At 76.6% G+C, this 18,816-nt stretch carries 19 protein-coding genes; 11 read left to right on the top strand and 8 right to left on the bottom strand.

What is annotated here, in order from left to right; all coding sequences use genetic code 11:
* Positions 1-66: 66 nt before the first annotated feature.
* Entirely contained in the window at positions 67-546 is a 480-nt protein-coding gene (locus ACI8AB_RS09045; protein WP_456949849.1) for a DUF7144 family membrane protein, read from the top strand.
* Positions 547-688: 142 nt separating this feature from the next.
* Positions 689-1,186, top strand: a complete 498-nt coding sequence (locus ACI8AB_RS09050; protein WP_456949850.1) for a DUF6325 family protein — start codon at positions 689-691, stop codon at positions 1,184-1,186.
* Positions 1,187-1,198: 12 nt separating this feature from the next.
* On the opposite strand, the gene ACI8AB_RS09055 is transcribed toward ACI8AB_RS09050, so the two are convergent.
* The 4 genes from ACI8AB_RS09055 to ACI8AB_RS09070 form a co-directional block, all read right to left on the bottom strand.
* Positions 1,199-1,795: an Rv1733c family protein gene (locus ACI8AB_RS09055; protein ID WP_456949851.1), complete on the bottom strand. Its 597-nt coding sequence runs from the start codon at positions 1,793-1,795 to the stop codon at positions 1,199-1,201.
* A gap of 15 nt (positions 1,796-1,810) precedes the next feature.
* Complete coding sequence (locus ACI8AB_RS09060; protein WP_456949852.1) at positions 1,811-3,229, bottom strand: MFS transporter; 1,419 nt, start codon at positions 3,227-3,229, stop codon at positions 1,811-1,813.
* 42 nt (positions 3,230-3,271) lie between these two features.
* A complete protein-coding gene (locus ACI8AB_RS09065) occupies positions 3,272-3,634 on the bottom strand; it encodes a carboxymuconolactone decarboxylase family protein (RefSeq protein ID WP_456949853.1) in 363 nt (120 codons plus the stop codon).
* 120 nt (positions 3,635-3,754) lie between these two features.
* The gene (locus ACI8AB_RS09070; RefSeq protein ID WP_456949854.1) at positions 3,755-5,632 is read right to left on the bottom strand and encodes a glycoside hydrolase family 15 protein; all 1,878 of its coding nucleotides are present in this window, start codon (positions 5,630-5,632) and stop codon (positions 3,755-3,757) included.
* Between the two features lie 133 nt (positions 5,633-5,765).
* On the opposite strand from ACI8AB_RS09070, the gene ACI8AB_RS09075 reads away from it, so the two are divergent.
* On the top strand, positions 5,766-7,355 hold the full coding sequence (locus ACI8AB_RS09075) for a hypothetical protein (RefSeq protein WP_456949855.1): 1,590 nt from the start codon (positions 5,766-5,768) through the stop codon (positions 7,353-7,355).
* 12 nt (positions 7,356-7,367) lie between these two features.
* Here ACI8AB_RS09075 and ACI8AB_RS09080 read toward each other — a convergent pair whose 3' ends face one another.
* Positions 7,368-7,955 carry a potassium channel family protein gene (locus tag ACI8AB_RS09080; protein ID WP_456949856.1) on the bottom strand — a complete coding sequence of 196 codons (588 nt, stop codon included), beginning with the start codon at positions 7,953-7,955 and terminating at the stop codon, positions 7,368-7,370.
* 8 nt (positions 7,956-7,963) lie between these two features.
* A complete protein-coding gene (locus ACI8AB_RS09085; protein WP_456949857.1) occupies positions 7,964-9,511 on the bottom strand; it encodes a DUF2252 domain-containing protein in 1,548 nt (515 codons plus the stop codon).
* 112 nt (positions 9,512-9,623) lie between these two features.
* On the opposite strand from ACI8AB_RS09085, the gene ACI8AB_RS09090 reads away from it, so the two are divergent.
* From ACI8AB_RS09090 to ACI8AB_RS09100, 3 genes are read left to right on the top strand one after another with little or no spacing between them, the layout of a single operon-like run.
* On the top strand, positions 9,624-10,190 hold the full coding sequence (locus ACI8AB_RS09090; protein WP_456949858.1) for an HdeD family acid-resistance protein: 567 nt from the start codon (positions 9,624-9,626) through the stop codon (positions 10,188-10,190).
* Positions 10,191-10,247: 57 nt separating this feature from the next.
* Complete coding sequence (locus tag ACI8AB_RS09095) at positions 10,248-10,517, top strand: SHOCT domain-containing protein (protein WP_456949859.1); 270 nt, start codon at positions 10,248-10,250, stop codon at positions 10,515-10,517.
* Positions 10,518-10,561: 44 nt separating this feature from the next.
* Positions 10,562-11,083 carry a DUF1269 domain-containing protein gene (locus tag ACI8AB_RS09100; protein WP_456949860.1) on the top strand — a complete coding sequence of 174 codons (522 nt, stop codon included), beginning with the start codon at positions 10,562-10,564 and terminating at the stop codon, positions 11,081-11,083.
* 109 nt (positions 11,084-11,192) lie between these two features.
* Here the strand turns inward: ACI8AB_RS09100 and ACI8AB_RS09105 are convergent, their stop codons facing one another.
* On the bottom strand, positions 11,193-11,684 hold the full coding sequence (locus tag ACI8AB_RS09105) for a hypothetical protein (protein WP_456949861.1): 492 nt from the start codon (positions 11,682-11,684) through the stop codon (positions 11,193-11,195).
* A 144-nt stretch (positions 11,685-11,828) separates the two neighbouring features.
* On the opposite strand from ACI8AB_RS09105, the gene ACI8AB_RS09110 reads away from it, so the two are divergent.
* The 4 genes from ACI8AB_RS09110 to ACI8AB_RS09125 all read left to right on the top strand — a co-directional run bounded on the left by ACI8AB_RS09110 (position 11,829) and on the right by ACI8AB_RS09125 (position 16,397).
* Positions 11,829-13,526 carry an alpha/beta hydrolase gene (locus tag ACI8AB_RS09110; RefSeq protein ID WP_456949862.1) on the top strand — a complete coding sequence of 566 codons (1,698 nt, stop codon included), beginning with the start codon at positions 11,829-11,831 and terminating at the stop codon, positions 13,524-13,526.
* 18 nt (positions 13,527-13,544) lie between these two features.
* Entirely contained in the window at positions 13,545-14,255 is a 711-nt protein-coding gene (locus ACI8AB_RS09115; RefSeq protein ID WP_456949863.1) for a CPBP family intramembrane glutamic endopeptidase, read from the top strand.
* A gap of 74 nt (positions 14,256-14,329) precedes the next feature.
* The gene (locus ACI8AB_RS09120) at positions 14,330-14,569 is read left to right on the top strand and encodes a three-helix bundle dimerization domain-containing protein (RefSeq protein ID WP_387988951.1); all 240 of its coding nucleotides are present in this window, start codon (positions 14,330-14,332) and stop codon (positions 14,567-14,569) included.
* Positions 14,535-16,397 (top strand): SulP family inorganic anion transporter, encoded by a 1,863-nt coding sequence (locus ACI8AB_RS09125; RefSeq protein WP_456949864.1) that lies wholly within the window; start codon positions 14,535-14,537, stop codon positions 16,395-16,397. Before ACI8AB_RS09120 ends, ACI8AB_RS09125 begins: the two co-directional genes overlap by 35 nt.
* On the opposite strand, the gene ACI8AB_RS09130 is transcribed toward ACI8AB_RS09125, so the two are convergent.
* Positions 16,373-17,752 (bottom strand): diacylglycerol/lipid kinase family protein, encoded by a 1,380-nt coding sequence (locus ACI8AB_RS09130; RefSeq protein ID WP_456949865.1) that lies wholly within the window; start codon positions 17,750-17,752, stop codon positions 16,373-16,375. The two genes, ACI8AB_RS09125 and ACI8AB_RS09130, sit on opposite strands and share 25 nt — an antisense overlap.
* Before the next feature lie 262 nt (positions 17,753-18,014).
* Between ACI8AB_RS09130 and ACI8AB_RS09135 the strand changes: the two genes are divergently transcribed.
* A complete protein-coding gene (locus ACI8AB_RS09135; RefSeq protein ID WP_456949866.1) occupies positions 18,015-18,755 on the top strand; it encodes an HpcH/HpaI aldolase family protein in 741 nt (246 codons plus the stop codon).
* The last annotated feature ends 61 nt before the right edge of the window (positions 18,756-18,816 follow it).

Consider the following 18,816-nt stretch of genomic DNA (forward strand, 5'->3'; position numbering starts at 1 on the left):
ACGCCTCGGGTCCCGCCTGCCGCACGGGCCACCGGGACCCGGGGCCGGACCGAGGAGGAGAGGCACGTGACAGACACCTCGCGCGCGGACGCGACGTCGACGACCACGTCGGTGCCGCGGCCGCGTTACGAGCAGCGACCCCTCGAGGAGCGGCCGCCCAGCGGCTGGGCGGGCTGGGTCGTCTTCGCCGGCGTCATGCTCGTCATGCTCGGCACGTTCCAGGTGATCCAGGGGCTCATCGCCGTCTTCGACGACGGCTTCTACCTGGTCACGCAGTCCGGCCTGGCGGTGAACGTCGACTACGACGTCTGGGGCTGGACGCACATGGTCATCGGCGTCATCGGGGTCGCGGCGGGGCTCGGCCTGCTGGCGGGCAACACGGCCGCCCGCGTGGTCGGTGTGTGCATCGCGTTCCTCAGCGCGCTGGTGAACCTCGCCTTCATCGCCGCGTACCCGGTGTGGTCGGTCCTCATGATCACGATCGACGTCATCGTGATCTACGCGATCATCGTCCACGGGCGGGAGCTGAAGTCCGACTACCGCTGACCGCCGACGCGCGCGGGGGTGCCCGTCCCGGGACGGGTGCCCCCGCTGTGCTGTGCGGATCGTCCGCGCGGGGGGACGTGGACCGGCGGCCCCCGCGGCGACCCTGGGTCGACCGCCGTCCACCCGCACCCTTGGGGCAGAGATGACCACGGACCTCCAGCAGCCGACCGACGCCTACCGGGCCGATCTCGACCAGATGGGACCGGTCGACTACCTCGTCGTCGCCTTCCCGGCGGAGCGCATGACCGGGGAGGCCCTCCCGCTGCTGGTCGACCTCGTCGACCGCGGGGTCATCCGCATCCTGGACCTGGTGTTCCTGCGCAAGGACGCCGACGGCACCGTCACGGCCCTGGAGCAGACCGACCTCCGGCGGATGCAGGTCCTCGAGGCGGCGCTGTTCGACGGCGCGCGCTCGGGCCTCCTCGGCGACGACGACCTCGCCGAGGCCGCCGCGGCGCTGGACCCGGGCACCGCGGCCGGCATCCTCGTCTACGAGAACGTCTGGGCGGCGCCCTTCGCCCGCGCGCTGCGGCGCTCCGGCGGTCAGCTGGTCGCCTCCGGGCACGTGCCCGTGCAGGCGATCATCGCGGCGCTCGACGCCCTCGAGGCGGAGCAGCCGGCCCCCGCCGAGCGGCCCTGAGCGGCCGGCCGCTCAGCGCCGGGTGCTCCACTCCCGCTCGACGGCGGCCCAGCCCTCCGTCCACCGCCGGTCCCGGCGGGCGTCCAGGCAGCCGCACAGGACGACGTGCAGCGTCCACGCCGCCAGCGGCACGCCCACGAGGGCCAGGACCCCCGCCGCCGTCGCCGCCGCCGGGACGGTGCCGGGGTCCATCGGTTCCCGGGTGACCCGGCCGGCGCCGTCCACCCACACGGACACCGCCGTCCCGGCCGGGGTGTGCGGGCGGACCTGCAGCACACCCTCGCGGGGCAGACCACCCGGGGCCGGCCACGTGGCCCGCGCCGGCACCGCCCCGGCCACGCGGTCGCCCAGCCCCTCCGGGTCGAGCGCGGCGGGCGCGTCCTCGAGCAGCACGGCGCGCCCGCGGTGCCGCTCGGCGGCCTGCGTCTCGGCCTGCGCCTCGAGGGACTGCCGCGTGGTCGTGGTGGCCGTCACCGCCAGGGGCGCGGCGGCCGGCAGGGCGAGGACGACGGCGAGCCGGCCCAGCACCTGGAGCCGGTCGGTGCCGCGTTCGAGCGGCCCCGAGCCCGGGGTGCACGACCGGACGGGGTGGTCCAGCGGGCCGTCCACGGCGGGTCCCCGGGATCACGCGGACGGCGCGGGCGCCCGGTGCGACGGGTGGGGGAGCAGGAAGGCGGCCAGCCACCCCACGACGGCGAACCCGCCGACCACCACGATCGCGGTGAGGAACGGGGGGTTGCCCGCGGCGGCCGCGCCCACGAGCACCGAGCCGGCGATCGCGACGCCGAGCGAGGACCCGAGGTTGGAGACGCTGCGCGAGACCCCGGAGATGTCGCCCTGGACGTGTTCGGGCCACGCCGACTGCACGACGTTGACCGACGCGGTCAGCATCGCCCCGACGCCGAAACCCATGAGGAACAGCCCGGGCCAGAACGTCCAGATCGCGGAGTCCTGCCGGGCCAGGGCCAGCAGCAGCGCGAGACCCGCGACGGTGAGCGTGAAGCCGGCCCGGATCAGCCGGCGCTGCGGGTGCCGGCTGGCCATCCGCTGCGCCGCGCCGGAGGACAGCAGGACGCCGACGGTGGCCGGCAGCAGCATCAGCCCGGTCTGCACGGCCGAGTAGCCCCGCTCCTGCTGCAGGAAGACCGAGATGACGAAGAACGAGCCCTGCATGACCAGCCACTGCACGGTCTGGGTGGTCAGCCCCAGGTTCGACGTGCGGTTGCGGAACAGCGACGGCGAGACCAGCGGCGTGCGGCCGTGCCGCTCGCGGTTCTGCGCGTGGAGGAGGAAGACGGCCAGGAACACGCCGCCGAGGGCGACCAGGATCCACACCCGGGAGGACGTCCAGCCCTGGGTCCCGGTCTGCAGGATCCCGAAGACGACGAGGAACAGCCCGGCGGCGGACAGGACGGCACCGAGCAGGTCGAAGCGCGGGCGCTGCGCCGGCAGCGGCGGGTCGTCGATCCGCCGGGCGAGCAGCACGATCACGGCCACGACCACGGCCTGCAGCACGAACGACGCCCGCCAGCTCACGTAGCTGGTGATCAGGCCGCCGATCAGCGGCCCGGCGGCGGCCCCCAGCCCCGCGGCACCGCTGACGACGCCGAACCACTTGGCGCGGGTCTTCAGGTCGTCGAACACGACGGTGACGAGGATGTAGATCGGCGGGATGAGCAGCGCGGACCCGATCCCCTCGAGGAGCGAGTAGCCGACGGTCAGCACGACCAGCCCCGGCGCGAGCGCGGCCAGCAGCGCGCCCGCCCCGTAGACCACCAGGCCGAGGACGAAGCAGCGCTTGCGGCCCCAGATGTCGGTGAGCTTGCTGCCGGGGATCATCAGCGCCGCCATCGTCAGCGTGAACAGCGTGATGGTGGTCTGGATCCCCGCGACGTCGGTGTCGAGGTCGTCGGCGATCGTGCTGATCGCGACGTTCATGTTCGACGCCGCGTAGCTGGCGATGAACTGCGCGAGGGCGAGCGGCAGGACGACCGCCCCGGCCGTCGCGGTGGCCGCCGCGCCCGCGGCGCCGGTCCTGGTCACGGGGGGGCCTCCGGCTGGGGATCGGCGCCGCGGCGGACGGGGTCAGGAGGTGCGCTGCTCGGGGATGGCGTCGGCCAGGGCCTCCGCACCCAGGACGGCGCGCAGGATGTTGCCGGCGGCCGCGGTGATGCGCGGGGTGCCCACCAGCGGGGCGACGGCGACGAGCACGGCCTGCGCCTGCTCGACCGTGACGCCCGAGTCCCGGGCCATGCCGAGGGTGACCGCGTAGGACGCCGGCGGTGCGCCGACGGCCACGAGCACGGCCAGGCGGACGAGCAGGTAGGTGCCGGGGTCCAGGCCCGAGCGCTCGAGCGCGTCGAGGTTCATGGCGAGGACGGTCTCGATGACCGGGGCGTCCCCCCGGGCGAGGGCGTCGAGGGTGTCGTCGGGGACGGTCTGGGTCATGGCTCCTCCTGGGTCATGGCTCCTCCTGGGGTGGGCCGGCGGCTGGGGTGGGACGACGGTGCCCAGCCTCGGCAGGGCGGGCGCCGTCGGACCTCCCCCTCCGCGGACGACCCGGCCGGCTCAGGGGGCGCCGACGACGTGCGGCGCCCGCCCGTCGAGGGCCGCGTCGAGGGTGACGGCCGCGTCGATGAGGGCCAGGTGGGTGAACGCCTGCGGGAAGTTGCCGATCTGCTCGCCGGTGAGGGCGATCTCCTCGGAGTACAGGCCCACGTGGTTGCCGTAGGTGAGCATCTTCTCGAAGGCGGTGCGGGCGTCGTCGAGCCGGCCGGCGCGGGTGAGCGCGTCGACGTAGGCGAACGTGCAGAGCGAGAACGTCCCCTCCGACCCGCGCAGCCCGTCGGGGGAGGCCTCGGGGTCGTAGCGGTAGACCAGGCTGTCGGTCACCAGCTCGCGGTCCATCGCCCGCAGGGTCGACTCCCACATCGGGTCGCGGCCGTCGATGAACCCGACGGTGGGCATCCGCAGCAGCGCGGAGTCCAGGACGTCGGTGTCGTAGTGCTGGACGAAGGCGTTGCGGGTGCGGTGGAAGCCGCGGTCGAGCACCTGGCGGTAGACGGCGTCCCGCTCGGCGGTCCAGCGCCCGAGGGAGGCGGGCCGGCCGTGCTCGGTCGCCAGCCGGATGCCGCGGTCGAAGGCCACCCAGCTCATGACCCGCCCGTAGGTGAACGGCTCGCGCCCGCCGCGGGTCTCCCAGATGCCCTCCTCCGGCTGGTCCCAGTTGTCGGCCAGCCAGTCGAGCACCCGGGTGACCGCCGACCAGCCCTGCGCGGGCAGCGGCAGGCCGGCCCGGATGCCGCTGTAGAGGCTGTCCAGCGCCTCGCCGTAGATGTCGAGCTGCAGCTGCTCGGCCGCGCCGTTGCCGACGCGCACCGGTGCCGAGCCCCGGTAGCCGCGCCAGTGCTCGAGCACGTCCTCCTTGAGGTCGGAGGAGCCGTCGATCCGGTACATGATGTTGAGCGGTCCGCTGTCGCTGCCGGCGCGCTCGCGGATCCGGTCGCCGAGCCAGCGGCCGAAGTGCCCCGCCTCCTCGCGCATCCCCAGCCGCAGCAGCGCGTGCACCGAGAACGACGCGTCGCGCACCCAGGTGTAGCGGTAGTCCCAGTTGCGCTCCCCGCCGACCTGCTCGGGCAGGCCCGCCGTCGGCGCCGCCACGATGCCCCCGCTCGGCGCGTAGGTCATGAGCTTGAGCGTGATCGCCGACCGCTGGACGTCCTCGCGCCAGCGGCCGCGGTAGGTGGACCGGTCCACCCACGACCGCCAGCCGGCGACGGTCTGGGCGAGCAGCGCCCGGACCTCGGACGGGCGGATCTCCCGCGGCCGGACGTCCGGGCCGGTCTGCAGCACGACGCCGCGCAGCTGACCGGCCTCCAGCGTGATCGCGGCGTGCACGTCGGTGCCGTCCAGCCGGGCCTGCCCGAGCCGCTCGTCGTCGGCCTCCCGGACGATGTGGAGGGTCAGCTGGGCGCCGGCCGAGGTGAAGACAGCGCCACCGGGTGTGACGTCGACCCGGTGCGGCTGGCGGCCGTAGTCGAAGCGGGGGGCGACGTCGACCTCGAAGGTCACCCGCCCGCGGACGCACTGCAGCACGCGCACGATGCGGTGGTCGTCGGTGGCGGCCGTGCCGGCCGTCGGCATGAAGTCGAGGACCTGCCCCATGCCGGCGGGGGTGAAGAAGCGGGTCACCAGGACGGCGGTGTCCGGCAGGTACATCTGGGAGGACGTCCAGTCCGTGCCGGCCGGGCGGATGCGGAAGTGCCCGCCGCGCTCGTCGTCCAGGATCGCGCCGAAGACGCTGGGCGAGTCGAACCGCGGGGAGCAGAACCAGTCGATCGACCCGTCGGTGGTGACCAGCGCGGCGGTCTGCAGGTCGCCGATGATCCCGTGGTCGGCGATGGCCGTCTCGGGCCGGGCGGTCGCGGGCGGGAGGGTGTCGGTCATGGCGGCGACCGTGCTGCCGGGCGGGGGCGGCCGCATCGTCCCCCGTGGGTGATGAGCCGCGGACCCCGTGCCCCCCAGGGTGGGACGCCGTCGGCGGGCATCCCGCTCCTGCCGCGGCAGGGAGGTGGGTCCCGTGCGCCGCTCCGTCACCGGTCTGCTGCTGCTGGTCAGCACCGTCGCCCTCGTCCTGGCGAGCACGTCGCTGTGGCTCCGCCAGAACGTCATCGACACGCAGACCTTCGTGGCCGACGTCGAGACGATCGTGGACCTGCCGGAGGTGGAGGCCCGCGTCACCGAGCAGGTCACGGCGACGGTGATGGCGAACCCCGAGGTGCAGACCGCCATCGACGACGTCGTCGCGGCGCTGCCCGACCGGCTGCAGCAGTACCGGTCGACGGTGGAGGGCGGCGTCGGCTCGCTCGTGTCGGCCGGCGTGAGCCGGCTGCTGGCCTCCGACCCGTTCCGCCCGCTGACGGAGTCCGCCCTGACCTCCGCGCACGACCAGCTGGTCGCCGGCGAGGCGGTGCGGTTCACGCTCGGGCAGGCGAAGGAGCGCATCCCCGCCTCGGTGCAGGACGGCCTCGCCGGCCAGGTGCTCGACCTCGTGCCCGACGACGTCGGCGTCACCCTCCTGACCCCGGCGCAGAACCCGGAGGTCTACGACGCCGTCGACCTGCTGCGGTCGGTCTGGTGGTGGCTGGGTCTGCTGTCGCTCGGCACGCTCGCGGGCGCGCTCGCCGTCTCCCGGCACCGGCGCGGGACCCTGCGGGCGTGGGCGGTGACCACGGCGGTCCTCACCCTGCTGGTCCTGCTCGCCCTGCGCATCGGCCGCGGCCCGGTGGTCCAGGGGGCCCGGCCGGACAACCGGGACGCCGTGGGCGCGGTGTACGACGTCTTCGCCGGCGACCTGCGGTCCTGGACGCTGTGGCTGCTCGCCGGCGCCGTGCTCCTCGGCGTGCTGACCGTCGTGTGGGGCCGGCTCGGCCTCGTCGCCGGCGTGCGGCGGGGCGCGGCGTCGGCCCGGGACGAGCTGCGGCGGCGCCGGGAGCGGGCGCGGGCGACGCAGGCGGCCACCGCCGGGGAGGCGGCCGACGGCATCGAGCCCGGGGCCGTGGTCACCGCCCGGGAGCCCTGGACGCGGCGGACCGTCGCCTGGGCGCGCGCGTTCGCCGACGGCCTGGACCTGCCCGGCCGCACCGCCCGGTGGGGCGCGGCGGTGCGTGACCACCTCGGCCCGGCGCGGTGGGCCGGCATCGCGCTCGGTGCCGTGGTGCTGCTGCTCTGGCCGTCGCCGACCCTGTCGGTGCTGGTCTGGGTCGCCGCCCTGGTGGCGCTGTGGATCGGTGCCCTGGAGTGGCTGGGCGGGCGCGCGCCGGCGGCCCCGTCGGCGCCGGGACCGGGCGTCCCCGCCGCGGACGGGGTGCCGGCCGGGGTGCCGGCCCCCCGCCCGGGACCGGAGACGGGCGGCGTGCTGGTCGGCGCCGCCACGACAGCGGGGACGGCGGCGGCCGGGACGGCCGGAGGGCCGTCGGGCGCCGGGCCGCTGCCCGCGCCCGCGCCGGTCCCCGAGGCCGAGCGGCTGGTCCCGGCCCTGCCCCCGGAGGCGATCTCCACCCTCGAGGACCGGCTCGACCTGCTGCTGCGCCTGGGCGCCGCCCGCGACGCCGGCGTGCTGTCCGAGGAGGAGTTCCTCCGGGTGAAGGGCCGGCTGCTGGCCTCGTGAGCGGGGGCCGGGTCAGCCGTCCCGGCCGGGCGCCGGGCTCCCCGCCTGCGCCGCCCGGCGGTGGTCCACCGCGCCGAGGAACAGCTTGAGCACGAGCCCGATCAGCACGAGGTCGCCGACCATCAGCAGCGTGGTGAGGACCCGGGCGACGGGACTGACCGCGCTGATGTCGCCGAAGCCCACGGTGGCGAACACGGTGACGACGAAGTAGACGCCGTCGACGCGGTCCAGCGGCTCGCTGAACGCCCGCGGGTCGCTGCCGGACAGCTGCACGAAGGCGGTCGCGAACAGCAGCAGGAACAGCGGCAGCGACAGCGCGATGCCCTCGACCGCCTGCAGCCCCGGGTGCCGGGAGCGCAGGATCGCCCGCACCTGCACGGCCACCAGCACCCCGACGGCGAGGACGCCGGCGCCGAGCGCGAGGACCGTGCGCACGGTGAACGGCCGGTCGAGGGGGAGGAGGGCGTAGACGACGAGGAGCCCCGCCGTCGTGAGCAGCGTCCGCGCGACGCCCCGCAGCAGCGCGCCACGCCCGGGCGGCAGGACCGGCGGTCCGGCCGGGGGGCCGGGGCGCGACCCGGCGGCTGCGGGACTCGCCACGGCGCGCCTCAGACGCCGCGCTGCACGGGCACCCGGCCCGCGGTGGCCGCCTCGGCCAGCTGACGGTGGTCGCCCTCGGTGACGTCGGCGCACGCCTCCGCATACTCGGCGAACGCGTGCTCGAACGCCGACGAGGAACCCAGGTAGCCGGCGATCGCGATGCGGTCGCCGGTGCGGGCGTGCGCCCGGGCCAGGCACCAGGCGCACACCGCGCCGTAGAGCTCGAGTCCCTCCGGGCGCAGGTCACCCAGCTCGACCGACCCCTTCCAGTCCCGCAGCTGCCGGATGTAGAAGTCCCGCTCCACGCCGTCGACGCCGGCGGTCCGCTCCCAGCCGAGGAAGACGTCGCTGGCCTGCTGCATGAGGCGCTGGCCGGCCACCACCCGCTGGCCCTGGTGGGTGTAGCGGCTGGGCCCGACGAACTCGGCGTGCACCGAGGGGCCGGCCTCCTTGACCTGCAGCAGCAGCGGGTCGTCGTCGTCGCGCCCGACGAGCAGGACCACCCAGCAGCGGGTGCCCACGCTGCCCACCCCGACGACCTTGCGGGCCATGTCGACGAACGCGTACCGCTCCAGCAGGGTGCGGCGGTCGACCTGGAGCGAGCTCCGGTACTGACGGATCAGGCCGTGGAAGGCGCCGGCCGGGTCCGGGCCCTCCGCCCCGGGCACGAGGTCGCGCAGCGGCACCAGCAGCGGCGGCTCGGCCCTGATCCGGAGCCGCCCGTCGACCACCTCGGTGAGCTTGCCGAAGGCCTGGAGGCTGTCTCGGGTCCGCGCCCGCTCGAGCGCACGGGTCAGCCGCTTGCGCGCCCCCGCCCCGAGCTGGGGCGTCAGGTCGTGCTGCAGCGCCTCGGCGTCGAGGCCGGCGTACCAGACCTCGATGTCCCGCTGTCCCGCGAACTCCGCCATCGCCGTCCGGTAGCGCGCGCCGGCGGCGACGGTGACCGCCCGCCGCTGCCTGCGGGGCAGGCCGTTCTCCCGGCCCGCGAGCTCCAGGCTGGCGACCAGCCGACGGACGTCGTGCTCGAAGGGGCCCGGCAGGGTCTCGTCGAAGTCGTTGGTGTCGAACAGCAGCCGCCGCTCGGGGGAGCCGAACAGCCCGAAGTTGGCGGCGTGCGCGTCCCCGCACAGCTGCACGGTCAGGCCCGAGCGGGACGCGCCGGCCTGGTCGGCGGCCATGACGCGGGCGGCGCCGCGGTAGTAGGCGAAGGGGGACGCCAGCATCCGCCCGTAGCGGATCGGCACGAGCTCGGGCACCCGGCCGGCCGCCTGCTCCTCGAGCAGGGTGAGCGGGTCGCGGGTGCGCGTGTCCCGCGGGGACCCGGCGAGCGCGTCGAGGGGAGCCGTGGCGCGCAGCGCCTTCCCCGCGGCCCGCCGCTGGGCCGGCGTGGGTCGCGGCGGCCGGCCGGCCCCGTGCGGCGGCCGGTCCTCGACGGTGACCGTCGTCCCGGTCAGCACCTCGCCGCCGTCGAGCACGGTGCCGCCGCCTCCGCGGCGCGCGTCCCGGGTCGGGGCCGTGGTCCGGGCCGTCCGGCGTCCGACTGCGCCTGTCCTCATGGCCCGACGGTGCCGGGCCGGACGGCGCGGTGGCCTCATCCGGCGGGGATGAGGCCGTGCCGCTCCGCCACGACGACCCTCGGCGCGGGAACCCCGCCGGGAGGAGACCGCGATGACCACCCACCTGTCCCGTCCCTCCGTGACCGCCCCGCCCCGGCGCGGCGGCGCGCGCGTGGTGGTCGGGCTGCTCGGCCTGGCCGTCGTGGTCCTCGGGGTCGTGCTGCTGGCCAACCCGGTCGCCGCCGCGCGCAGCCTCGCCCTGCTCGTCGGGCTGTCGTTCGTCGTCGGGGGACTGCTGGAGATCGCCGTCGGGTGGGACTCCGGGCGCTCGCGCGGGGCCTCGGTGCTGCTGGGCGCCGTCCTCGTGGTCGGCGGCGTGCTGGCCGCGGTCTGGCCCGGCGTCACGCTCTGGACGCTGGTGCTGGTCACCGGGCTGTCGCTGATCGTCCACGGTGCCGGCCGGATCGCCCTGGCCGCCGTCGGGCGGGACCGGGTCGACGGCCGGGGCTGGCTGGCCGCGCTCGGCGTCGTCGACGTCGTCGTCGGCGTGCTGGCCCTCACCTGGCAGGAGGCCACGGTCCTGGTGCTGTGCGTCCTGTTCGGCATCCAGGTGCTGTTCCTCGGCCTGGTGCTGGTGGTCGTCGGCTTCCTGCGCCCTCCGGCGGCCGCTGACCGGTGACCCGGGACCCGGGACCCGGGACGACGACGAGGACGGACGAGGAGGACAGGAGCCGACATGCCAGGACTGCTGCGCGGTGTCGCGCGCACCGCCGCCATCGCCGGCACGGCGACCGCCGTGTCGAACCGCGTCTCCCGGCGCCAGGCCCACCGGTGGGCCCAGCAGGAGGCCGTCGCCGCGCCGCCGCCCGCCGCGCCGGTGCCCCCGCCGCGCGTGGACACCGACACCAAGCTCGCCCAGCTGCGCGAGCTGGGCCGGCTGCGGGACTCCGGCGTCCTCGACGAGGCCGAGTTCGAGCTCCAGAAGAGCCGGGTCCTCGACTCCTGACCGGGCCGCCGGTCCGGTCCACCCATCCCCGAGGGAGGAAGTACATGGCCACCATGACCGTCTGGACGTTCCCCACCGCCGACGGCGCCGAGCGGGCCCAGGCCACGCTCCAGGACCTGCAGCGCCGGGAGCTGATCCGCATCCACGACGCCGCGCTCGTCACCTACCCGGAGGGGGCGCGGAAGCCGAAGACGCGTCAGCTGAACAACCTGGCCGGGGCCGGCGCCCTGGGTGGCGCGTTCTGGGGGATGCTGTTCGGCCTGATCTTCCTCGTCCCGCTGCTCGGCATGGCGGTCGGCGCGGCGATGGGTGCGCTCACCGGCAGCATGAGCGACGTCGGCATCGACGACGCCTTCATCCGCCGGATGCGCGAGGAGATCCAGCCGGGGACCTCGGCGCTGTTCGTCCTGTCCTCGGACGCGGTGATCGACAGGGTCAGGGACGCGTTCGAGGGCCAGGAGATGACCCTGGTGGAGAGCAACCTCAGCAACGACCAGGAGGCCAGGCTGCGGGAGGTCTTCGCCGAGACCGAGGCGCCGGCGCCCGCGACCGCGACCGCGGGCTGAGCGCTCCCCGACGGGGCCCGGCCGCAGCCGCGCGCGGCCGGGCCCCGCCCCGTGCGGCGGGTCAGTGCACGAGGGCCTAGTGCACGAGGGCCTAGTGCGCGAGGGCCTCCTAGTGCACGAGGGCCTTGAGCGCGACGAGACCGGCGCCGACGACGGCGACGAGCGCGCCCCGGACCAGCGCCTGGGCGGGCGTGCCGCCGGCGAGCCGCACGCCCCAGTAGCCGTAGGAGCCGATCAGGCCCACCCCGGACCACTTCGCGAGGGTGAACGCGGTTCCGGTCGCCAGCACGCCGATCGCGGCGAGCAGGAAGAAGACGGCGGGGAAGACCACGCCGAACCCGACCGCCCCGGCGTCCTCGGTCATGTGCACGACCTCGGGACGGGTGACCCGCCGCCGCGCGCGGGTCTCGGCCCCCACCACGTCGCTGTAGACCTCGGCGAGCCCCACGGCCACGGCCGTCCCCAGCAGCCACACGGCCAGGACCCCCGGCGCGGGCGGGTGCTGCTCGACCGCGACCACCAGCGCCAGGCCGATGATCGAGCCGTAGACGACCCGGCCGACCTGCCGGGAACCGAGGTGCGCCTCGAGTCCGGCTCGCATGGGTCGCAGCGTGGGGGTCGCCGCCGGGCCGCACATCGTCCGTTCGGTGCGATCCTTGCCCCCCCGGGACGCCCCTAGCCTCGGCGCCCCCACGTGCGCGCGGAGCCCGACATGACGACGGAACCGGCTGTCCGAGACACCTCCGTGACGCCCGCCGTCCCCCCGCCCCGCACGGCACCGGAGGAGGGGCCCCCGCGGCGGCCGGTCCGCCGGCGGCTGCGGTGGCTGCCGCGGTACCGGTGGAGCGGGCTGGCGGGGGCCGTGGTGCTCGGCTGCCTGTCCCTGACGCCGTCGCTGCTGCCCCGCGGCTGGGTGGTCCAGGGCCTGGTCGCGGGCATCACCGCGGCGATCGGCTACGGGCTGGGGACGGGGCTGGCCTGGTTCGTCGCGGAGACCACCGACCGCCGGATGTCCGCGCGGTTCCGCCGCCGTGCCTGGCAGGTGCTGGCCGTGGCCGGGACGGTGCTGGTGGTGGTCTCGCTGTGGCTCGGCGCGCGCTGGCAGCGCGAGGTCCACCTGCTCATGGGGCTCGACCCGCCCCGCGGGTACTCCTCGGCCGGCATCGTGGTCGTGGCGGTGCTGCTGTTCGTCGTCCTGGTCGCCGTCGCCCGCGGCGTCCGGTGGCTGGGCCGCGGGCTCGTGCGGCTGCTGAGCCGCGTCCTCCCGCGGCGCCTGGCGCGGCCGCTCGGTGTCGTGGCCGTCGGGGCGCTGGTCGTGTTCCTCGTCAACGGCGTGCTGTTCCAGGGGCTGGTCGAGGCCGCGAACTCCGCGTTCAGCGTGCAGGACGACCGGACGGGGGAGGGCGCCGTCCGCCCCGCCGGCGCCGAGCGCTCCGGGAGCCCCGGCTCGCTGCTGCGGTGGGAGGACCTGGGCCGGCAGGGCCGGATCTTCGTGGGCACCGGCCCGACGCCGGAGGACCTCACCGCCTTCTCGGGGCGGCCGGCGCTCCCGCCGGTGCGCGTGTACGCGGGGCTGGCCTCGGCCGAGGACGTCGAGGAGCGCGCGGACCTCGCCGTCCGGGACCTGGTCCGGGCCGGCGGCTTCGACCGGGCGGTGCTCGCCGTGGTCACCACCACCGGGACCGGCTGGGTCGACCCCGCGGCCGGAGCCGCGCTGGAGCACGAGTTCAACGGGGACACCGCGATGGTGTCCATGCAGTACTCCTACCTGCCCAGCTGGATCTCCTTCCTCGTCGACCAGGCCAAGGCCCGCGACGCCGGGCGGGCGCTGTTCGACGCGGTGTACGGCACCTGGTCCCGGCTGCCCGTGGGCGACCGGCCGGACCTGCTGGTGCTCGGCGAGAGCCTCGGCAGCTTCGGCGGGGAGGCCGCGTTCAGCGGACTGGCCGACATCCAGAACCGCGCCAGCGGGGTGGTCTGGGCCGGACCGCCGAACTTCAACGCGCTGTGGCGGGACCTGGTCGCCGACCGGGACGAGGGCTCGCCGGAGTGGCTCCCGGTGCTCGACGGCGGGCGGACCGCGCGGTTCGCCGACGAGGCCGCCGACCTCGCCGCGCCGCCCGCCCCGTGGGGGGACTCCCGGGTCGTCTACCTGCAGAACGCCTCGGACCCCATCGTCTGGTGGTCCCCGCAGCTGCTGCTGACCCGGCCCAGCTGGCTCGAGGGGCCGCGGGCGCCGGACGTGTCGGACGCCATGACGTGGCTGCCGTTCGTCACCTTCTGGCAGGTCACCGCCGACATGGCCTTCTCGACCGGCGCCCCGGACGGGCACGGCCACCGGTACACCGCCGACTACGCCGACGCCTGGGCCGCGGTCGCGCAGCCGCCCGGGTGGACCGACGCCGACACCGCGCGGCTGCGGCCGCTGCTCGGCCGGTACTGACCCGGCCGGCGCGGGTCCGTGACGGCGTCGGCCCGCGCGCGGCTGCGCACCGGGACCGCTGTCGCGGTGGTCGCCGTGCTGGCCGTGGCCGGTCCGCTCGTGCGGCCGCCGTGGTGGGTGCGCGGCCTCACCGGTGTCGCCCTGCTCGCGGCCGCCCGCCTGTCCGGGCTCGGCTGGCCGGAGCTGGGCCTGGGCCGCGACCGGCTGGCGGCGGGCTGCCGCTGGGCGCTCGGGGCGGTGGGCGTCGTCGGCGCCGTCTACGCCGTGGGCGCCCTGGTCCCGCCGACCCGGCCGGCCTTCCTGGACGACCGCTACGACCTCCCGCTCCCCGGCGTGCTGGCGAAGGTGCTCCTCAGCATCCCGCTGGGCACGGTGGTCCTCGAGGAGGCCGCGTTCCGCTCGGTGCTCTGGGCGGCGCTGGCCCGGCACTGCCGGCCGTGGCAGGTGCCGGTCACCACCGCGGTGCTGTTCGGCCTGTGGCACGTGCCGACCGTGCTGGCCGCCGCGGACGACGACAGCGGGTTCCCCGCCGGCGTGGTCGCGGGCACCGTCGCGGTGACCACCGCCGGCGGCCTGGTGTTCGGCGAGCTGCGCCGGCGCAGCGGCAGCGTCGTCGCCGCGGCCGGCGCGCACTGGGCGACCAACGCGCTCGGCGTGCTCCTCGGGCTCCTCGCGCGGCGCCTGGACGCCGCGGCGGGCGGGTCCCCGGGACTCGTCCCCGGCGGGTGAGGCCCGGGACCGCTGCGGACCGGGACCGTGGCACGGTCCCGGTCCGTCCGTCCCCCGGGGCGAGGAGGCGCGAGATGAGCGTGGTCGCCGAGCCGGCCACGGCGGACGACGGCGCCGTCCCCGGCGCGGACGCGGTCCTCGGCCCGCTCGTCGCCCGGCTGGCACAGGAGTACGGCGCCGACCCGGTGGAGGTCCGGGCGCGGGCGGTGGCCGCGTTCGCGGCGTTCGCCGGGGCCCGGGTGCAGGCGTTCGTCCCGATCCTGGTGGAGAAGCGGCTCCGTGAGCGCTACCGCGTCCCGCGGACGGCCGGCTGACCCGGGCGGCTCCCGCCGGGCACGGGCGACCGGGACGCCGGTCCCGCCCGGCCTCCGGGCGCTGCGCGGCTACCGCCGGGCCTGGCTGCCCCGCGACGTCGCCGCCGGGGTCGTGCTGACCACGCTGCTCGTGCCGCAGGGCATGGCCTACGCGGAGCTGGCGGGCCTGCCGGCGATCACCGGCCTGTACACGAGCATCACCTGCCTGCTGGCGTACGCCGTGTTCGGCCCCTCCCGCATCCTGGTCCTCGGCCCCGACTCGTCGCTCGGTCCGATGATCGCGGCGACCGTCCTCCCGCTGGTGGTCGCGGGCGGGGACCCGGAGCGCGCTGTCGCGCTGGCGTCGGTGCTCGCCCTGGTGGTCGGGGTGGTCATGGTCGTGGCCGGCTGGACCGGCCTCGGCTTCGTCGCCGACCTGCTGTCGAAGCCGACCATGATCGGCTACATGAACGGGCTGGCCCTGACCATCCTGGTCGGCCAGCTGCCCAAGCTGCTCGGGTTCTCGGTGGACGCCGACGGCGTCGTCGGCGAGGCCGTCGGCTTCGCGGAGGGCGTGGCGCAGGGGCAGGTGGTGCCGGCCGCGGCGGCGGTCGGGCTGGGCGGGGTCGCGCTGGTCCTCGTGCTGCAGCGGTGGTGGCCGAAGGTGCCGGCGGTGCTGGTCATGGTCGTGCTGGCCATCGCCGCCGGCGCGGCGTTCGGTCTCGGGGAGCGCGGGGTCGACCTGGTCGGGGAACTGCCGCAGGGCTTCCCGCCGCTGACGATCCCGTCGGTCGGCTGGTCCGACCTCGGGCCCCTGGTCGCCGGGGCGCTGGCGATCGCGCTGGTCTCCCTGGCCGACACCATCTCGACGGCGTCGTCGTTCGCGCAGCGCACCGGCCAGGAGGTCCACGGCGGGCAGGAGATGGTCGGCATCGGGACGGCGAACCTCGCCGCCGGGCTGTTCCAGGGCTTCCCCGTGAGCACCAGCGCCTCGCGCACCGCCGTCGCCGAGCGGGCCGGCGCCCGCACCCAGCTGACCGGGGTCACCGGCGCCGCGCTGGTGCTCCTGATGATCGTCTTCCTGCCCGGCCTCTTCCGCGACCTGCCGCAGGCGGCGCTGGCGGCGGTCGTCATCACCGCCTCCCTGTCACTGGCCGACCTGCCGGGCACCGTCCGGCTGTGGCGCCAGCGCCGCGTCGAGTTCGCCCTGTCGCTGGTCGCCTTCGCCGGGGTGGCGCTGCTCGGGGTGCTGCCGGGCATCGCGCTCGCCGTCGGCCTGTCCATCCTCAACGTGTTCCGGCGGGCCTGGCACCCCTACGAGACCGAGCTGGGCCGGGTCGACGGCCTGCCCGGCTACCACGACGTGCACTCCCACCCGGAGGCCGGCCGGCTCCCGGGCCTGGTCATCTACCGGTTCGACGCCCCGCTGTTCTTCGCCAACGCCAAGACCTTCCGGGACGAGGTGACCGCTCTCGCCCGCGCCGAGCCCGCGCCCCGGTGGGTCGTCGTCGCGGCCGAGCCGGTCACCGACGTCGACACCACCGCCGCCGACGTGCTGTTCGAGCTGGACCGGACGCTCGCCGCCCGTGGGCAGAGCCTGGTGTTCGCCGAGCTCAAGGACCCGGTCCGCCGCAAGATCGAGCGTTACGGCCTCGCCCGCGAGATCGGCGCGCGGGACTTCTTCCCCACCATCGGCGCCGCGGTCCGGGCCTTCCAGCAGGAGACCGGCGCCGACTGGCCGGACGCCGGCCGGCCCGCCGCCCCGCCGTCGCGCGTCCCCGGCCCGCGGGACGCGCCGCCGGACGCGGACCGCGGCAGCGGCGCTCAGCCGTCCGTGCCGGGCGCCTGAGCGGCCCGGTCCGCGCCGACCGGAGCCGGCCGGTCCGGGGGCGCGGCCGGCTCGACCCGGGGCGGCCGGCCGAGGGCCAGGGACCACAGGGACGACCACTGCACCCGGGCCCGCGGCGCGCGGACGCCGGGGCGGTCCCGCGGCAGCCGGACCCGCAGCACCCCCGGGCGGACGGTGCACCGCACCGGCGTGGCCAGCCGCACCGTCTCGCCGTCGATGCCGACGGGGACCTCGGGCACGTCGGCGGTCACCAGCACCTCCTGCGCCTCCGTCGTCCGGATGCCCCGCTGGTGGGCGCCGCGCAGCAGCTCGACGGCCTGCCGCGCGCTGTCGACCCGGATCGCGATGACGCCGAGCACGCCGCGGTCCAGCCGGGACCGCCGGCCGATCCCGGCGAGGTCGGACTCGTCGTAGGAGCCGTTGCTGACCAGCACCGCCTGCGGCCCGTCGACCACCAGCGACCCCGCCTCGGCGCGCAGGTGCGCCCCGCGCCGCCGGCTCAGGAGGTCCGGCAGCGCCGCGATCGTGGTGCCGGCCTTGTCCTCCCGGTACCCGGGGTCCTCGACGATCTCGGCGTAGGCGCCGAAGGACGCGTTGTTCACGAACGGCCGCCCGTTGACCGCACCCAGGTCGATCCGCGCCTCCACGCCGTCGCGCAGCGCGTCGAGGCAGCGGGACGGGTCCTCCCGGTCCAGGCCGAGGTCGAGCGCGAAGTGGTTGCGGGTGCCGGCACTGATCACCAGGAACGGCACGCCGTGCTCGGCGGCGACGTCAGCCACCAGCGCCTGCGTGCCGTCGCCGCCGGCCACGCCCAGCAGGTCCGCGCCGCGGGCGAGCGCGTCGCGGGCGAGCTGCTGCACGTCGGTCCCGGGCCGGTCCAGCAGCGCCACCTCCGCGCCGAGTTCCTCCGCCCGCTCCCGCAGCGCGAACCGGCCGACCTTGCCGCCGCCGGACCGCGGGTTCATCACGAGGAACGGGCGGCGGGGCGGCGGCACCTCGGTGACCGGCAGCGTCCACTCCGACGGGTCCGGCCGCAGCGCGGCCCGGGCGGTACCCAGCGCGGCGGCCCAGAGCAGCGCGGCCACGACGGCGGCCAGCACCAGGTCCTCGGCCAGGAAGACGACGACGAGCGCGAGCGGGGCCACCACGACTAGGGCGAGGGCGAACCAGCGCTTCATCCGGCCGTGGCGGAGGAACCAGAAGACCCCGGCCACGACGGCGACCGCGGTCGCCACCACGAGGGCCATCAGCCACAGGCCGCGCCCGTTGGCGGACTCCAGCAGCACGAGCAGGGCGGCGGCGGCCAGCGCGAGCGCGCCGCGGGCCTCCCACCGCCGGGTCCGCGAGGTCTCCACGGCGCACCTCCTCCGGCCGGCACGGGGATCGTGCCACGCGCCGGGGGGTCCGTGCTCACCCCCGAGGGACGGTTCGCGGCGCCGGGTCGCGGTGGAGGCCGGGCTTACCGAAACTGGATCTGCCCCGCCAGGCCGCGACGGAGGGCCCCGGCCCGTGGCGCGCCGGCCTGGCGGGTGCCCGCGCCGGGACGACGACGCACGACGGACGGCGGGTGGCGGCGGCGGACGACGGGTGGCGACGGGGTGACGGGGGACGGACGGCATGGCGGCGAGCGCGGCGGACCTGCGGCGGCGGTGGGCGGCGGGGGAGGCCGCGCACGGGCTGTGGAGCCTGCTGCCCGGGGCGGTCACCGGCGAGCTGCTGGCGCGCACCGGCGCCGACTACGTCGTCGTGGACCTGCAGCACGGCGCCACCGCCGAGGCCGACCTGCCCGGGACCGCGGCGGCGATCGGCGCGGCCGGCGCGGTGCCGCTGGTCCGCACCCGCAGCCCCGCCTTCGCCGACGTCGGCCGCCCGCTCGACCTGGGCGCCCGTGGCGTGGTCGTGCCCAACGTCCGCGACGCCGCGCACGCCCGAGAGGTGGTGGCCGCCACCCGGTACGCGCCGGCCGGGACCCGGTCGATCGGGCGGCTGTCCGGCGGCGCCGACGAGCCCCTGGTCGTGCTCATGGTGGAGGCCGCCACCGCGCTCGAGGACCTCGACGCCCTGCTCGCCGTCGAGGGGCTGGACGGCGTGTACGTCGGCCCCGGCGACCTGTCCCTGTCGCTCGGGCTGACGGGGGAGGAGCACCGCGGGGAGCTGCGCGGCGTGCTGTCCTCGATCGTCGCGCGGGCGGTCGCCGCCGGCGTGCCCGTGGGCGTGCACGCCTACAGCGGGCAGGAGGCGGCGGGGTTCGCCGCCGAGGGCGCCACGATCGTCACGGTCGCCGTCGACGCCGCCGTGCTCGGCGAGGCGACGGCGGGCCACCTCGCGGCCGCCCGCCCGGGGTCCGACCCCCGCTGACCGGGCCGCCCCGGCCACGACGGGATACTCGTCCCGACGGGGTCCGGCGGGCGGTCCCCGG

This window comes from Geodermatophilus sp. SYSU D00698, assembly GCF_054050335.1.

Bases quoted from the DNA above. Each gene is read 5' to 3' on its own strand.
- ACI8AB_RS09065 (WP_456949853.1), bottom strand. From the start codon at position 3,634: ATGACCCAGACCGTCCCCGACGACACCCTCGACGCCCTCGCCCGGGGG.
- ACI8AB_RS09100 (WP_456949860.1), top strand. From the start codon at position 10,562: ATGGCCACCATGACCGTCTGGACGTTCCCCACCGCCGACGGCGCCGAG.
- ACI8AB_RS09105 (WP_456949861.1), bottom strand. From the start codon at position 11,684: ATGCGAGCCGGACTCGAGGCGCACCTCGGTTCCCGGCAGGTCGGCCGG.
- ACI8AB_RS09085 (WP_456949857.1), bottom strand. From the start codon at position 9,511: ATGAGGACAGGCGCAGTCGGACGCCGGACGGCCCGGACCACGGCCCCG.
- ACI8AB_RS09095 (WP_456949859.1), top strand. From the start codon at position 10,248: ATGCCAGGACTGCTGCGCGGTGTCGCGCGCACCGCCGCCATCGCCGGC.
- ACI8AB_RS09050 (WP_456949850.1), top strand. From the start codon at position 689: ATGACCACGGACCTCCAGCAGCCGACCGACGCCTACCGGGCCGATCTC.
- ACI8AB_RS09135 (WP_456949866.1), top strand. From the start codon at position 18,015: ATGGCGGCGAGCGCGGCGGACCTGCGGCGGCGGTGGGCGGCGGGGGAG.
- ACI8AB_RS09120 (WP_387988951.1), top strand. From the start codon at position 14,330: ATGAGCGTGGTCGCCGAGCCGGCCACGGCGGACGACGGCGCCGTCCCC.
- ACI8AB_RS09070 (WP_456949854.1), bottom strand. From the start codon at position 5,632: ATGACCGACACCCTCCCGCCCGCGACCGCCCGGCCCGAGACGGCCATC.
- ACI8AB_RS09090 (WP_456949858.1), top strand. From the start codon at position 9,624: ATGACCACCCACCTGTCCCGTCCCTCCGTGACCGCCCCGCCCCGGCGC.